Source organism: Streptomyces sp. NPDC087428 (genome assembly GCF_044744085.1).
GTDB lineage: Bacteria > Actinomycetota > Actinomycetes > Streptomycetales > Streptomycetaceae > Streptomyces.
Window position 1 is genome coordinate 466,381 of the sequence record NZ_JBIUXR010000004.1, and the last position, 15,409, is coordinate 481,789.

At 71.6% G+C, this 15,409-nt stretch carries 9 protein-coding genes, 1 pseudogene and 2 riboswitches; of the genes and pseudogenes, 4 read left to right on the forward strand and 6 right to left on the reverse strand.

Annotated features, from left to right (window positions below; translation table 11 throughout):
* Window positions 1-135 precede the first annotated feature (135 nt).
* Entirely contained in the window at window positions 136-2,454 is a 2,319-nt protein-coding gene (gene metE, locus ACIO3R_RS11530) for a 5-methyltetrahydropteroyltriglutamate--homocysteine S-methyltransferase (RefSeq protein ID WP_402105242.1), read from the forward strand.
* Between the two features lie 69 nt (window positions 2,455-2,523).
* Here metE and ACIO3R_RS11535 read toward each other — a convergent pair whose 3' ends face one another.
* The 5 genes and pseudogenes from ACIO3R_RS11535 to ACIO3R_RS11555 form a co-directional block, all read right to left on the reverse strand.
* Complete coding sequence (locus ACIO3R_RS11535) at window positions 2,524-3,348, reverse strand: ECF transporter S component (RefSeq protein ID WP_402105244.1); 825 nt, start codon at window positions 3,346-3,348, stop codon at window positions 2,524-2,526.
* On the reverse strand, window positions 3,345-5,009 hold the full coding sequence (locus tag ACIO3R_RS11540; RefSeq protein ID WP_402105246.1) for an ABC transporter ATP-binding protein: 1,665 nt from the start codon (window positions 5,007-5,009) through the stop codon (window positions 3,345-3,347). Before ACIO3R_RS11540 ends, ACIO3R_RS11535 begins: the two co-directional genes overlap by 4 nt.
* On the reverse strand, window positions 5,006-6,157 hold the full coding sequence (locus ACIO3R_RS11545) for a CbiQ family ECF transporter T component (protein WP_402105284.1): 1,152 nt from the start codon (window positions 6,155-6,157) through the stop codon (window positions 5,006-5,008). Before ACIO3R_RS11545 ends, ACIO3R_RS11540 begins: the two co-directional genes overlap by 4 nt.
* A 35-nt stretch (window positions 6,158-6,192) precedes the next feature.
* Window positions 6,193-7,116 (reverse strand): hypothetical protein, encoded by a 924-nt coding sequence (locus ACIO3R_RS11550; RefSeq protein ID WP_402105286.1) that lies wholly within the window; start codon window positions 7,114-7,116, stop codon window positions 6,193-6,195.
* A gap of 1 nt (window position 7,117) precedes the next feature.
* Window positions 7,118-9,820: pseudogene (locus ACIO3R_RS11555) on the reverse strand (prenyltransferase/squalene oxidase repeat-containing protein); the annotation flags it as partial.
* A gap of 193 nt (window positions 9,821-10,013) precedes the next feature.
* Window positions 10,014-10,083: riboswitch (cobalamin riboswitch) on the reverse strand.
* A gap of 140 nt (window positions 10,084-10,223) precedes the next feature.
* A riboswitch (cobalamin riboswitch) is annotated at window positions 10,224-10,300 on the forward strand.
* A gap of 120 nt (window positions 10,301-10,420) precedes the next feature.
* On the opposite strand from ACIO3R_RS11555, the gene ACIO3R_RS11560 reads away from it, so the two are divergent.
* Together ACIO3R_RS11560 and ACIO3R_RS11565 are read left to right on the forward strand one after the other, a co-directional pair.
* Entirely contained in the window at window positions 10,421-11,833 is a 1,413-nt protein-coding gene (locus tag ACIO3R_RS11560; protein ID WP_402105247.1) for a hypothetical protein, read from the forward strand.
* Between the two features lie 204 nt (window positions 11,834-12,037).
* Complete coding sequence (locus tag ACIO3R_RS11565; RefSeq protein ID WP_402105249.1) at window positions 12,038-13,132, forward strand: Rieske 2Fe-2S domain-containing protein; 1,095 nt, start codon at window positions 12,038-12,040, stop codon at window positions 13,130-13,132.
* A gap of 45 nt (window positions 13,133-13,177) precedes the next feature.
* Here the strand turns inward: ACIO3R_RS11565 and ACIO3R_RS11570 are convergent, their stop codons facing one another.
* Window positions 13,178-13,927, reverse strand: coding sequence for a TioE family transcriptional regulator (locus ACIO3R_RS11570; RefSeq protein ID WP_385030557.1), 750 nt, complete (start codon window positions 13,925-13,927; stop codon window positions 13,178-13,180).
* Window positions 13,928-13,985: 58 nt separating this feature from the next.
* Between ACIO3R_RS11570 and ACIO3R_RS11575 the strand changes: the two genes are divergently transcribed.
* Window positions 13,986-15,188, forward strand: coding sequence for an erythromycin esterase family protein (locus ACIO3R_RS11575; protein ID WP_402105251.1), 1,203 nt, complete (start codon window positions 13,986-13,988; stop codon window positions 15,186-15,188).
* Window positions 15,189-15,409 lie beyond the last annotated feature (221 nt).

Here is a 15,409-nt window from a genome sequence, read left to right on the forward strand (position 1 = left end):
CGTGGGCGGGTCGGCGTACATACCAGACAGGAGTCCGCGCCGAAGGCGTGCGCGAGATCCGTCCGGTACGTCATCCCTTCGCGTCCGTGTCCCGTCCCCGGGATGTTCAGGAGTCATCTCGCGAAGGAGATTTCCGTGACACCCAAGCCCGCAGCCGCGGCAGCACGAGCAACCGTGTACGGCTACCCCCGCCAGGGCCCGAACCGGGAACTGAAGAAGGTCATCGAGGGGTACTGGAAGGGCCGCGTCACCGCCGACGCCCTCCGGGAGACGACGGCAGGACTGCGCCGCTCCAACTGGAAGCGGCTGGCGGACGCCGGCATCCACGAAGTGCCCACCGGCGACTTCTCGTACTACGACCACGTCCTCGACACCAGCGTCATGGTCGGTGCGGTCCCCCGGCGCCACCGTGCGGCCGTCGACGCCGACGCGCTCGACGGCTGCTTCGCGATGGCCCGCGGCACCCAGGACGTGGCGCCGCTGGAGATGACCAAGTGGTTCGACACCAACTACCACTACCTCGTCCCCGAGCTCGGCCCGGACACCGTCTTCACCGCCGACTCCACCAAGCAGGTCACCGAGCTCGGGGAAGCCCTCGCGCTCGGGCACACCGCCCGGCCGGTACTCGTCGGCCCCCTCACCTACCTCCTGCTCGCCAAGCCCGCCCCCGGAGCGGCAGCCGGCTTCGAACCGCTCACCCTGCTGGACCGGCTGCTGCCGGTCTACGCCGAGGTGCTCGCCGACCTGCGTGCCGCAGGCGCGGAGTGGGTGCAGCTCGACGAACCGGCGCTCGTCCAGGACCGCTCCCCGGCCGAGCTGAACGCGGCGGCCCGCGCCTACCGTGACCTCGGCGGCCTCACCGACCGCCCCAAGCTGCTCGTCGCCTCCTACTTCGACCGGCTCGGCGACGCCCTGCCCGTCCTGGCGAAGGCCCCGGTGGAGGGCCTCGCCCTGGACTTCACCGGCCCGGCCGCCGCCAACCTCGAAGACCTCGCCGCCGTCGGCGGACTGCCCGGCAAGCGGCTCGTCGCCGGTGTCGTCAACGGCCGCAACATCTGGATCAACGACCACGAGAAGTCCCTCGCCACCCTCGCCACCCTCCTGGGCCTCGCCGACAGCGTCGACGTGGCCGCCTCCTGCTCCCTCCTGCACGTCCCCCTCGACACGGCACCCGAGCGGGACATCGACCCCCAGATCCTGCGCTGGCTCGCCTTCGCCGAGCAGAAGACCGCCGAGGTCGTCACCCTGGCCAAGGGACTCACCCGGGGCACGGGCGCCGTCGCCGCCGAGATCTCCGCCAACCGCGCCGACCTCGCCTCCCGCGCCGGCTCCCCGATCACCCGCGACCCCGCGGTCCGGGCCAGGACCGCCGCCGTCACCGACGCCGACGGCCGCCGCTCCCAGCCCTACACCGAGCGGGCCGCCGCCCAACGGGCGCACCTCGGGCTGCCGTTGCTGCCGACGACCACCATCGGCTCGTTCCCGCAGACCGACGAACTGCGCACGGCCCGCGCCGACCTGCGCAAGGGCCGCGTCGACACGGCCGGATACGAGGAACGGATCAAGGCCGAGATCGGTGAGGTCATCTCCTTCCAGGAGAAGACCGGCCTCGACGTCCTGGTGCACGGCGAACCCGAACGCAACGACATGGTGCAGTACTTCGCCGAACAGCTCACCGGTTACCTCGCCACCCAGCACGGCTGGGTCCAGTCCTACGGCACCCGCTACGTCCGCCCGCCGGTCCTGGCCGGCGACATCTCCCGGCCCGAACCGATGACAGTGCGCTGGACCTCGTACGCCCAGTCCCTGACCGACCGTCCGGTCAAGGGGATGCTGACCGGGCCCGTCACCATGCTGGCCTGGTCCTTCGTCCGCGACGACCAGCCCCTCGGGGACACCGCACGACAGGTCGCCCTCGCACTGCGCGACGAGGTCAACGACCTTGAGAACGCGGGCACTTCGGTCATCCAGGTCGACGAACCCGCGCTGCGCGAGACGCTGCCGCTGCGGGCGGCGGACCACGCCGCGTATCTGGAATGGGCCACCGAGTCCTTCCGGCTCACCACCAGTGGCGTACGCCCTGACACCCAGATCCACACCCACATGTGTTACGCCGAGTTCGGTGACATCGTCCAAGCCATCGACGACCTCGACGCCGACGTCATCAGCCTGGAGGCCGCCCGCTCCCACATGCAGGTCGCCCGCGAACTCGCCGCACACGGCTACCCCCGCGAGGCCGGCCCCGGGGTGTACGACATCCACTCCCCGCGGGTACCCGACGCCGCAGAGGCCGCCGCCCTGCTGCGCAAGGGGCTGGAGGCCATCCCCGCCGAACGGCTCTGGGTCAACCCCGACTGCGGTCTGAAGACCCGCGGCTGGCCCGAGACCAGGGCGGCCCTGGAGAACCTGGTCGCCGCGGCCCGTACCGTCCGCGGCGAGCTGCCCGCCTCCTGACCCGGGAAGGGCCGGAGGGCCGGGGTGTCCGCGTGCGAGCGTGGCGCGGGTACCCCGGCCGTCCGGCCCTCACTTCCCGTCGGGGGCCGCCGGTCCGGAGGGGGTGAAGCGCACCGGGGCCTGGAAGCGGGCGCGTCGGGCGGCCCGGCGGAACGTGGTGAGCACGGCCGGCCCGGCCAGCACGATGCAGACGAAGTTGGTGACGGCCCGCCCGGTGTCCCAGCCGAGGGAAGTGGCGAGGTCGAAGGCGAGGTAGCGGTGCCACTGCTCGGTGAAGGGCAGCCCGGGAAGGTAGGCGATGGAGCTGTTCGGGTCGAGGGAGAACGGCCAGAAGGACAGGTTCAGCAGGAAGCCGAAGAGATAGCCCGAGAGCGATCCGTAGCCAGCGAGCATGACGACTTCGCGGCGGCCGGTGGCGCGGGGCAGGAAGCCGGCGAGCATGCCCACGAACGCGCAGCCGAACATCTGGTACGGCATCCACGGCCCGACGCCGCCCGTTATCAGCGCGGAGGTGAAGAGTGAAGTGCAGCCGAGGGTGAAGCCGAAGCCCGGTCCGTAGACCCGCCCGGCCAGGACGAGGACGAAGAAGACCGTCTCGATACCGGCTGTTCCGGCGCCCAGGGGGCGCAGGGCGGCGTTGACCGCGGACAGGACGCCGAGCATGGCCAGGGCCTTGGAGCTGATGCCGCCCTCGGCCATCTCGGAGAGCACCACGCACAGGACGAGGACGAGGAGGACACCGAAGATGAGGGGCGGGGCGTAGTTCGAGCCGAATGTGCCGGGCGCGACGACGAAGGGCCAGAAGAAGGCGACCGCACCGAGGAAGGCGGCCAGGGTGATGACCAGTGAGACGCGGGTGTTGAGCCGGATGGCTGTCGCGGTGCCCGCGCTCATGCCGGGTCCTCCGTGTCACGGGGTGTGCGGGCGTCCGCTGCGAGTGCCGAGGTCACCTGGTCGACGGTGAGGAACGGCAGCGGTGCGAGGATCTTGGCGGTCTGCGGTGCGAACACCGGCGAGGCGAGGATGACTTCGGATGTGGAGCCGTCCGCGACGATGTCGCCCTCGGCCATGACGACGACCCGGTCCGCCGTCCGTGCGACGAACTCGACGTCGTGCGTGGAGATGACGACGGAACGGCCTTCGGCGGCGAGTGCGGTGACGATGCGGGTCAGTTCGGCCTTGGCCCGGTAGTCGAGCCCACGGGTCGGCTCGTCGAGCAGCACGATCCGGGGTGCGGCGGCCAGCTGGATCGCCAGGACGAGGGCCAGCTTCTGCCCTTCGGACAGGTCCCGCGGATGGGTGGCGCCGGCGATGCCCGGGGCCAGCCGGTCGAGGATGCCCCGTGCCCCGGAGGTCTCGCTGCCGTGGGCGGACTCGCTTTCGGCCTGGTCGAGTTCCTGCTTGACGCTTTCGAGGTAGAGGAGGTCGGCCGGTGTCTGCGGGACGAGCCCCACGAGGTGGCGCGCTTCTGCCGCCGACAGGGCGTGCGGATCGCACGGTCCCCCGTCTCCGGTGACGCGGACACGGCCGGCCCTGCGCGGGCCGGATCCCTGCAACGCCCACAGCAGGGAGGACTTCCCCGAGCCGTTGCGCCCCATCAGCGCCGTGATCTCGCCGCCGCAGAGGTCGAGGTCGACCGCGCGGACGGCGGGAACGCCGTGGTAGCTGACGGTGATGCCGTGCGCGGTCAGCAGCACGGACCGTACGGGTGCCGGGGCGGGACGCACCGGAACGGGCGTGACGCCTGCCAGCCCGGACCGGAGCGGGGCGGCGGCGCGGCGGGCGTCACGGACGGACAGCGGCAGGGGGGTCCAGTGGGCGGCACGAGCCAGTTCCACGATCGGCGGGGCGATGGAGGACGACAGGAGTATCTCTGCCGGGGGACCGTGCACGACGCGCCCGTCGCCCGGCAGGTGAACCACGCGGTCGGCGTACTGGACGACCCGTTCGAGGCGGTGCTCGGCCATGAGGACGGTGACCCCGAGGTCGTGGACGAGCCGGGTGACGGCAGCGAGCACCTCCTCGGCGGCGGTCGGGTCGAGGGCCGAGGTGGGTTCGTCGAGGACGAGGACGCGGGGGTGCGCTGTGAGAACGGACCCGATGGCCACCCGCTGCTGCTGTCCCCCGGACAGTTCGTGCAGGGGGCGGTGGCGGAGGTCGGCGAGACCCAGCAGGTCGAGGGTCTCCTCGACCCGTTTGCGCATGACCTTCGGCGCGATGGCCAACTGCTCCATCGTGTAGGCGAGTTCTTCCTCGACGGTGTCGGTGACGAATCCGTCGAGCGGGTCCTGTCCCACCACGCCGACCACGTCCGCGAGTTCCCTGGGCGGATGGTGAGCGGTGTCCCGGCCGTCGACGGTGACACGGCCGTGGAGGGTGCCGCCGGTGAAGTGGGGCACGAGGCCGTTGACGGCGCCCAGGAGGGTGGACTTGCCGACGCCGGTGTGTCCGACGACGAGGCAGAGCTCGCCCTCCTCGATGGTGAGGTCGACCTCGCGAAGGGCGGGTTCGGCCGTGCCGTCGTACTGGATGGTGACCTGGTCGAAGGTGATCACGTGGCTTCGGCTTTCTCGGTGCGCTGCGGTGGAACGACCGGGTGGGGCGGCGCCGGTGGCGGCGCGAGGAATCCGGCGGTCCCGGCGAGCAGGATCGCGAACGTCGGCACCAGCGGAAGCGTCGGCCAACTGAGCGGATAGATGGAGGGGTTGAGCTCGGCCGCGTTGTAGCCCACGTTGGCGAGGAGCAGGACCGCGGAGAGTACGCCCGCTCCGGCTACAGCCCATTCGGGCAGCAGCCAGGGATCGGGCCGGTACGTGGTCCGGGTCACCCTCCGTCCGCCCAGACGCAGGCCCGCCACGCACAGCAGGGCGCCCACCGCCATGGCGGGGAGGCCGAGGAAGGCGGGGGTGGTCGCGTCGAGCAGCCCGTAGGCCCCGGCGCACAGGCCGCACATCCCCAGGAGCATGAGCGCCCCGGTGACGCGGCGGGAGCGGCGGGTGGCCGTGCCCGCACGGCCGTAGCCCCGGGAGTCCATGCCGGCTGCCAGGCGCAGGGAACGTTCGAGGGCGTCCTCCAGGACGGGAACGACGATGCCTCGCAGCGCCTTGAGCCCCTTGCTGCGTCCAGCCCTGAGCCTGCGCGCGCGAGCCACCCGTTGGACGCTCTGCACGAGTTGGGGGGCGACGCTGATCGCGACGGTGACGGCGACACCGAGTTCGTGGAGTGCGCCGGGCAGGATCCGCAGGGCGCGCTTGGGGTTGGCGAGGGTGTTGGCCGCGCCGATGCAGCAGAGCATGCAGGCCAGGCGCAGCCCGTCGGTGGCGGCCGAGAGCAGTGCCTCCAGCGAGACGGGGCCGCCGAGCTGGATGCCCGCGTACCAGTCGGGGGTCGGGATGTGCGGGAGGGAGAAGAGGAAGTGGTCGCGCGGGGTGATTCCGGTGGCGAACACGGCCCGGAACAGGACACGGATCGCGACGACGGTGAGCGCGAGGTAGAGGTAGTAGGTGAAGCCACGTGCCCAGGGAGCCTCGGTGCGGCGCGTGGTGACGACGTAGCCGAGGACCGCGAGCACGAGGAGGAGCAGGAGCGGGTTGTTGGTGCGGCTGACGGCCGTGGCCAGGGCGAGTGCCCAGATCCACCAGGCGACCGGATGCAGTATGCGGGGCAGGCGACGGCCGCCGATGTCCGGTGTGTGACCGAACATCGGCTGGGCCGCCACGGTGGTGTGAGGCACGCCGGTCACTCCGTGCGGCGTCGGCGCTTGGCCGCGAACACGGCCGCTCCGCCGACGAGCACGATCAGCGAACCGCCCACCACGACGGGCACGAGGGATCCGGAGTCGACCTTCGCGTCGGCTGCCGGGGCCGCGTCGACCACCCCGGTCCCGGTGGCCGAAGCGCTCTCGGCGGGACTGACGGGGACGGTGGGCGAAGGGCTCGGTGAGGCGGGCTCCGATGCGCTGGGCGACGGGCTCTTGGACGGCTTCGCCGTGGCGGAAGCGGACGTCGGCGGGGTCGGCTTCTTCTGCTCGGGCGCCTTCGGGCCGGTGTCGGTGCCGGGCGGCAGCTCCGGGGCGCGTTCGGTCGATGCCGGCTTGCCGACGTTGCCCGTCGCCTTGGTGTTGTGGGCGCGCAGCTGGTCCGGAGTGATCTTCGGGCGTCCTTCGGTGCCCTGGATGTTCGTGCCGCCGAAGATCCACAGGTCGACGCTGCCGGGCGTCGGCTTGTAGAGCATGGCGCCGAGCCGGCTGTACTCCCAGGAGTTGGCGCCGGGGTCCGCGTGCCAGTACGACCAGTAGGCGGAAGCGGGCGGTGTCAGCACGCAGTCGTCCTGCTGAGGTGTCGGGTACTGCTTGCCGCCCTGCTGACCGCTGTAGCCGATGCGGCAGATGAAGGCCGGCCCGTCGTGCCCGGTACCCGTGGTCCGCCAGCCGCCCTGGTTGAGGAGTTCGTATCCGGTCGTGGGTGTCGTGCCGCAGGAGCGGTAGACCGGGCCGCCCCAGTGGCTGAAGTCGACGGCGAGAACGGCTCCGGATGTGGTGGTGCACCTCCCCATGGGCTGCGGATCCGCGCCCGCTGATGGTGCGGTGGCCGTCAGTGCGGCAGCCGACAGCAGGAGGGCGACGGCCGCCTGCACGGCCCTGCGCCACCGGGGGGTGCTCATATCCGCCCCCCGTCGCGGCCCGGCGCCGGGCCACGACCACCACGCGCCACCCGGCCCCGACGAGCAGGGCCGCGAAACCGACGAGCGCACCGACCTGCACACCGGTCGAGGCCAGTGCTCCCCCACCGGAGCCGCCGCCGGTGTCGACGATCCCGCCCGCGCCCCCGGAAGAGTCATCGGGCGTGACGATCAAGGGAGTGGAGGAGCTGGGACCGGGCGTGGGCTGCGCCGTGGTGCCGGTCAGACTCCGCTCCAGTCTGCCGAAGGAGATACCGGTCGCCCCGCCGACCGCCTGCGTGGACGCGCGCAGGTCGGATCCGCGCTGTCCTTCCTTGGCCACGCTGAACCCGCCGTCGGTGTTCTGCTGGCCCGCGAGGAAGGTGCGGGCCCTGGCGATCTCGGCGGCGTACTGCTTCGCGTCCAGCGAGAGCCCCTGGACGGCGAGGGCTGCGGAGTTGACGGAGTCGCCCGCCGCGCCGGGGAAGCCGCCGTCGGGAAGCTGCTTGCCCGCGATCCACGTCAGCGCCTTGCCGACCGCCGTCTCCGCCTTGTCGCCTCCGGCCAGGTCCAGTGCCATGGCCGCGATGGCGGTGGAGTCGACATCAAAGTCGCCGGTGGCGGGGATCAGGCTGGGCCACGCCCCGCTTCCGTGTTGCAGGCTTCTCAGGTAGGCGATCGGCTCCTGTGCCGCTGTCTTCTCGCCGGCACGCACCTGGGCCATGACCGCGAGTGACTGGGCGAAGACCGAAGGGGCGTAGGCGTAGGCCCCCTTGGCGGGGCAGCTGCGGTCCGGGGCGGTGCTCGGCCCCGCGCACACCGCCTTGTTCAGTGCGGCGACGAGGTCCTTGCCGCCGAAGGAGCGCGGGTCGCGGCCGACAGCCTCGGCGAGCAGGGCGGCCTTGCCGATGGAGCCGCCGAGCGCGTACTTCGTGCCGGTTCCGGTCCAGTCCTGGAGGGTCCTGCCGCTCGTGTCCTTGCCGCCCTTGTCGAGGAAGTCGACGATGCCGCGCAGCTTGTCGTTGTTCAGGCCGGTGGCGGCGAGGGCGTAGGCGCCGTCGATGGTGAGGCCGAAGTCCGCACGGCCCGTTCCGTCACCGTAGTACTGCCCCTGCCTGAGGTTGGCCGCCCTGGTGAGGTAGGCGACGCCCTTCTTGAGGTCGGGGCCTTCACCGGCCGGGAGGGTCGGGTCGGTCGTCGGCGGTTCGGTCGGCGGGGAGGCGGAGGTCGGTGGGTCCGTCGGGTCCGGCTTCTTCGTCGTCAGGCGTGCGAGGTCGGTGTCCGCGCCGGCCAGGACCGCCGGGCCGGTCGCGTAGAGGGCCGGGTCGGTGGCCGCCTCCTCGAATCCGAAGCCGCCACCGTCCAGTTGTTCACGCGAGAGCCAGGACACGGCCGCGTCGGCCGGTGCGGTGTCGTCGAGCGCGCGCAGTGCCTGGGCCGCGTAGGCGGTGGCGTGGACGCTGCCGGTCGTGGAGCCCGTGTAGCCGGGGAACGCCCCGTCCTCACGCTGCGCCTTCTTCAGATACGTCCGGGCCTCGGCCACAGCGGCATCCTGGCCACCTGCCGCGTGCAGGGCCAGGGCCACGAGTCCGGTGGTGGCGGGGTCGCCGTCGCAGTACTCGCCGGGTCGGATCAGGATGCTGGTGACGCCGCCGCCGTCGCACTGCAGCTGGGTCAGCCGCTCGGCCGTCGCGGCCGGGGGAACAGCGCCGGAGCGCAGCACGGCGAGCAGCGCGAGCGCCTGGCCGTCGGCGTACGAGGCGTTGCGGAAGTCGCCCTTCGCTGTGCAACCGGGGGTATGGGTGCCCGACTCGGGGCCTGCGGTGCAGACGTTGTCCAGGAGGCCGGCGATCAGGTCGTGTCCGCCGAAGTGGTGCGGGTCGCCTTCGGTGGCCTCGGCAACGAGTGCGAGCCTGGCTGCCGCGGTGGCGTCGGGTGCCTGGTCCTTGCCGGCGGCGTAGGCGTAGTCGTCGGCGTGGGCGGCGAGGAACGCGCTGATCTTGCCAAGGTTCGCGCTGTCGCTGTCCGCGGCCGCGAGAGCGTAGGCGGCCTCGGTGGTCAGCAGGTAGTTCGGGGCCTCGGCACCTTCGTCGACGACGCGTTCGCCGTCCTTGAGCGTGCCCTCCACCCAGCCGGCCGCAGCAGCCACGTCGATCTCACCGGGCGCAGCCGTCGGCGTGCCTCCGGGATCAGGGCTCTCACCGCCGCCCCCGGCGCGCACCTCGTCCGGTGTGAACGTCGGCTTGCCCGTGGTGCCGCCGATGTCCGTCCCACCGAACACCCAGGCGTCGACGTCACCGTCCTTCGGCTTGCGGTCCATGGCGCCGTACTGGCTGTACGTCCACTTGCTCTGGCCCGGCGAGGCGATCCAGTACGACCAGTACGCCGTGGCCGGCGGGGTGAGTACGCACGATTCCTGGCCCGTCGTCGGGTACTGCGTACCGGAGCCGAGCCCGATGCGGCAGATGAAGGCCGGGCCGTCGTGCCGGGTGCCCTCAGTGGTGAAGCCCGCCTCGTGGAGGAGCTCGTAGCCGGTCGTCGGCGTCGTGTCGCAGCCGCGCTCGACCTTGCCCGCGAAGGGGCCGAAGTCGACAGCGACGATCGCGCCCTTGGTGGGCGTGCAGTCCCCGAGCGGGTCGGCCGCGGCCGGGGTGGTGACCGTGATGAGTGTCACGGACATGGCGATCAGCAGGAATGCCGCTGACATCAGGGGCAGGAACGCCCTGGCCCCCACCCGCCGGTCTCTTTGCTGTGCGGTCCCCACCGCGGCCCCCTCGTTCTGTCTCCGCGGGGACCTGTACGTGGTGGAGACGGCCTCGTCGCACACGGGTTCGCCGCAGGCGGGGCTGGTCGACCACGCCGTAGTCCGCGACGGCGTTTCTCGCTGAAGATCAGGTCCAGGCATTCCGGCTCGCCCGGTGGAACCGGGCCTACGGTTGCGGGTCAGCGCCGGATTCTGACCGGCTTCCCCTGGAACTCAGTGCGTATCAGGCGGATTGGAGCACGCAGGGTGACACGCCGTCAAGACCTGGGGGCGGGGTGCGCAGCGGCCGTGCGGGGGCGTCTGGCGGGACCGTTCCGTCTCCGGTAGCGTCCGGGGCTGCCACTTGGGGGAACCCGGTGAGAATCCGGGGCTGACGCGCAGCGGTAGTGGGGCGGCTGGGGGCCGTTCCGAGCCCGAATGCCCGAGCGGCGACGCACCACAGGAAGCCGGTCCACGCGTTCGGGCGGCCAGCCTGCTCGTTGTGCTGCCTCCCCGAGGAGCCCGCGGGCCCGGTCGGCGCGCCCCTCATCCCAGGAGCAGGCCATGTCCCGACTTTTGATTTCACGTCGCCTCGCGTTCACGGCGACCGCCGCTGTCGGGGCGCTCACTCTGAGCGTCCTGCCGGCCGCGGCCACTGCCACGCCGGCCCAGATCGCCACTTCGAAGGCGAACGGTGTCACGTATCTCAAGTCCCTTCAGGGGGAGGACGGTTCCTATGCCTCGGCGGGGCTGTCGAACGAGTGGGCGTTCAGCGCACTCGCCTCGGCCGGCACCGCGGCGGTCGATGTCACGCCCGGCGGCGACACCACGAAGAACGCGAGATCCGTCTACCGCACCCTGCTCGCCACGGCGGGCTGGCCGTCCGCGGCACCGGTGGTCACCGATTACGAACGCGCCACCCTCAACGCGTACGCGGCCGGTATCGACCCGGCCCGGGTCTCCGCATCCCGCAATCTGATCGGAGACATCTACGGCTACTGGCAGACGGCCGAACCCGGTTACTTCGGCCCCTCGGCGAACTTCAACGGGACGGTGTTCGCCGCGCTCGCCCTCGGTGGCGCCAGGACCCAGGCCGGGACTCAGCGCGTGCCCGAGTCCTTGCGTGATTCCCTCGTCACCCGCATTCGTGCCAACCAGCACAACGACGGTGGCTGGAACTTCGGCAAGGCCGAGGGCGACCCGGCCGCGCTCGCCGCCACGAGCGACATCGACATGACCGGCGCCGCGATGGCCGCGCTCTGCGTCTCCGGGGTCGCGAACACCGACACCGTCATAGGCCAGGCCAAGTCGTTCCTCAAGAGCAAGCTGGTGACGGGCAGCGGCGCGTTCAACGCCATGTTCGGCGTCAACACCGACTCGAACGGCTGGGCCGTCTCCGGACTCAACGCCTGCGGCATCAACCCGCAGACCGGCGACTTCCTCACCTCGGCGGGCAAGACACCCGTCGACTTCCTGATAGCCCAGCAGTTCAACCCCGGGGGTGGCTTCAAGTACCTGCCCGGCGACACCGCCCCCTCCGCCTACGCCTCCATCGACGGACTGCGTGCCGTCGCGGGCGGCGGCTTCACCGCGACTCCCCCGGTCCCGGTGACCAGCGGCGCACCCCGGTGGGTGGGACAGAGCACCTTCGCCTCCGGCACCGCCACGAAGCTGGCTCTGACGGTTGACGACGGCGCGGGAGGGCTGAAGGTCTGCTCCGTCGCGTTGACACCCACCGGCACCACGTCCACTCTCGGCGCGGTGCTGGACTCGGCCGCGACCACGGCCACTCCGTCGGGCTGTGTGAGCGGCGTGACCCCTTCCTCGGGAACGGGCACGGTCACCGCCCTCAACGGCAAGGCGAACAGCGGCTCGAACACATGGAAAGTCAGCGTCGACGGTTCGGCCTTCGCCGCAGCGGCCCGCGGGAAGGTGATCAACGCGGGTGACACGGTCGCTCTGCGCTGGGGCGCCTGACCTCACACAGCGGGTGGGCATCGCGACGAGTCCCCGGTCGTGCGGGGGGACTTTCTCGACGATTCGGTCCGACGACGTGAGGCACATACATGCGTCGTCAACTCATCCTGCGCCGGATCCCGTTCGGGTGGCGTCCGGCATGTTGAGGGAATCGCGCGGGGGTCCGGGGCAGCCTCCGGGCGACGAATCGTGGAAGGGGAAGTCGTGGAAGTGCCACCCGAGTACGGGCGCGCCATCAGTGAGGGTCCGACCCCGGCGGACGCCGCTGGTGCGGCCGCCCTGCCATACCCGAGCGGCTGGTCCGCACTGGCCTTCTCGCACGAGCTGCGGCCGGGCAGAGTGCTGACCCGGCCGCTGGCGGGGCAGGACGTGGTGCTGTACCGGCTCGGCAGTGGAGCGGTACGGGCCATCCACCCGTACTGTCCGCACCTCGGTGCCCATCTCGGTCTGGCGAAGCTCGACGGGGACGAGCTCACCTGCCCCTTCCACTTCTTCGCGTTCGGCCCCGACGGCACGTGTGTGCGCACGGGATACGGCACGCCGCCGCCTCGTTCCGCTTTGACTCAGTTACCCGTGCACGAGGTCAACGGTGCCGTCTTCGTCTGGCGCCACCACGACGGCCGTGCTCCCGACTGGCTGATCCCCCGCTGGCACGAGATCGGCCACCGGCCGGCCCGCACGGCCGCCTGGGAGCTGGCCGGAAACGTCCAGGAGGTCATCGAGAACTCGGTGGACCTCGGGCACTTCGCCACCCTGCACGGCTGGGAGAAGGCGGAGATCGGCGGGCCGGTGGTGTACGACGACGCCGCGTTCCACGTATCCATGCGAGCCCATGAGTCGGCGCCGCTCCTGGGCAGCTTCACCGTCGATGTGGAGGTGGACGGATACGGGCTCGGCTGTCTCCACGCCGACGTGCACACGCCTCGCCTCGGGCTACGGATGTGCACGATGGTGATGCCGACGGCGATCGCGCCCAACCGGATGCAGTTCCGGCAGTTGAACCGCATCGCCTTCACCGAGCCGGGCCGGCTGCCGCCCCCGCTCGCGCGGGCGGTCAGCCGCGTTGCCGCCCGGGTTCTGGACCGCGTCATCTTCCGGTCCAGTTGCGAGTTCACGGCGGCGGACTTCCCGATCTGGCATCACAAGCAGTACCTGCAACCGCCCCGGCTGGCCTCCGGCGACGGCCCGATCGGCCCGTTCCGGCGCTGGGCCGGCCGGTTCTACCCGCAGCCACCTGGCACGGACCCGCTGACGCGGGTCAACCACAGCGAGGGAGGGAACGGAGCGATGCTGCCCTGACGCCCCCGGCCCGCCCTTCGCCCTCTCCGACCGGCGACCGGCGGCTCATCCGCGGAGGCGGAGGTACGCCTCCAGCTCAGCGGCCCCGGTCAGCATCGCCCGCCCCCGGGTGGACAGCCGGCCGCGCCAGTCCACCAGCGCGGCCTCCAGCGGCTCCAGCCCGCCGGCCGCCCGTACCTGGGCGATCAGCGGGGCGATCTGCTCCAGCAGGTAGCCGCCCCGCCTCAGCTGGTGAGCCAGCCGGGCGTCCCGCACATCGGCGTCGTCGTAGACGCGGTACCCGGTCAGCGGGTCGCGGCGCGGGCTCACCAGCCCGGCTCCCTCCCATTTGCGCAGCGTCGCGGGCCGGATTCCGAGCTTCCCCGCGAGGGGCCCGATGAACGTGCCGCCGGACCCGGGGGCCGAGCCCATGCCGGCGCCCGTACCGGGCTCGGACGCCGGCATGGGCTCCAGGTCACGGAGGGCGCTCTCCACCGCCTGGAGGGTCCGGCGGTCGTCGAGCAGCTGTGCGTGGCTCTCGTCGATGAGGTGGAACGCCTCGTCGACCGCGCCCTCGTTCACCGCCCGCATGATCGACGTCGCCGTCCGGTGGCCGTGGCCGGGCACCAGGGCGAGAAATGCGCTCAGGGCGCTCGCGTGCAGCGGGGTGTAGGTGCGGTAGCCGTGGGGGGTGCGGCCGGCGGCCGGAAGGATGCCGGCCTCCTCGTAGTTCCTGACCGCCTGCGTGGACAGGCCGTGCCCGCGCGCCAGGTCAACCGGCCTGAGCCGCTCACTGTTTTGAAGGTTCTGCCTCATTGTCCTGCCGATATCGCGGGAAAGTCTCAACCGAGGGTTCAACGATACCGTTGAAGGCATGGCTACTGACATCAAGGACATCACCCATGCCGTCGAGGCCTCCGCCGTCATGAAGCTGCTCCCGGCCCGGCCTCGGCTGCTCGCTCTGGGCGAGCCCACCCATGGCGAGGACGCTCTGCTCGACGTGCGCAACAAGCTCTTCCGTCAGCTCGTCGAGCAGGAGGGCTACCGGACCGTCGCGCTCGAGAGCGACTGTGTGATGGGCCTGGTCGTGGACGGCTATGTCACCTCGGGCACGGGCACTCTCGACGAGGCCATGGAGAATGGATTCAGCCATGGCTGGGGCGCCTCGGCCGCCAACCGCGAACTCGTGCGCTGGATGCGCGCCCACAACGAAGGCCTGCCCGCGGCCGAGCGGATCCGCTTCGCCGGTTTCGACGGTCCGCTGGAGATCACCGGCGCCGCGAGCCCCCGGGAAGCACTCACGGCGCTCCATGGCTGTCTCTCGGCCCAGGTGGACGCGGGCCTGCTCCCCTGCACCGCGGAGATGCTCGACCGACTGCTCGGCGCCGACGCCCGGTGGACCGATCCCGCCGCGATGAGGGACCCGGCCCGGTCCGTCGGACAGTCGGACGAGGCCAGGGAGCTGCGTCTGCTCGCCGACGATCTGGTGGCGCTGCTCGACGCGCAGGCACCGCACCTGATCACGGCGGCCTCGCGGCACGCCTGGGACCGGGCGCGCCTGTACGGGCGCACCGCCACCGGGCTGCTGCGGTACCACTTCTGGATGGCCGATACGTCGCCGAGCCGCTTGGCGTGGCTGGTGAGCCTGCGGGACTCGATGATGGCGGCCAACCTGCTCGCCATCGCGGAACAGGGCCCGGCACTGGTCCACGCCCACAACGGTCATCTCCAGCGGGCCAGGAGCACGATGCGGATGGGTGGCCTGCCGCTGGAGTGGTGGAGCGCCGGCGCGCTGGTGAGCGCAAGCCTCGGTGAGGAGTACGCCTTCCTGGCCACGGCGCTCGGTACGATCCGGCACCAGGGAGTGGGCACCCCGCCGCCGGACACGGTCGAGGGGCTCCTGTACGCGCTCCCGGACAACCCCTGCGTCGTCGACGCTCCCCGGCTGGCCACCGCCCTCGGCGACACGGGTCCCGACCCTCGGGTGTCCCCTTACTTCGGCTACGCCCCACTTGACCCGGCCCACCTGGCAGGATTCGACGGGATCGTCTTCGTCAAGGACGTCCCGCAGAGCTGAGAGGAACGGATCGTCCTCGCCGTTTCCCTGCCCAGGATCACCGAGATCCGTCCGTTCTACTGGGACACGGGGGCGGGGGCCGACGCTCGCGCCTCTCCGGCACCGACGCTCGCGCCTCTCCGGCACCGACGCTCGCGCCTCTCCGGCACCGGCGCGCTGAGCCCGTCCGCGCACCCGCCGCCGCAGAAGTCCGACGAGGTACAGGCCGCGTAACGGCCTCT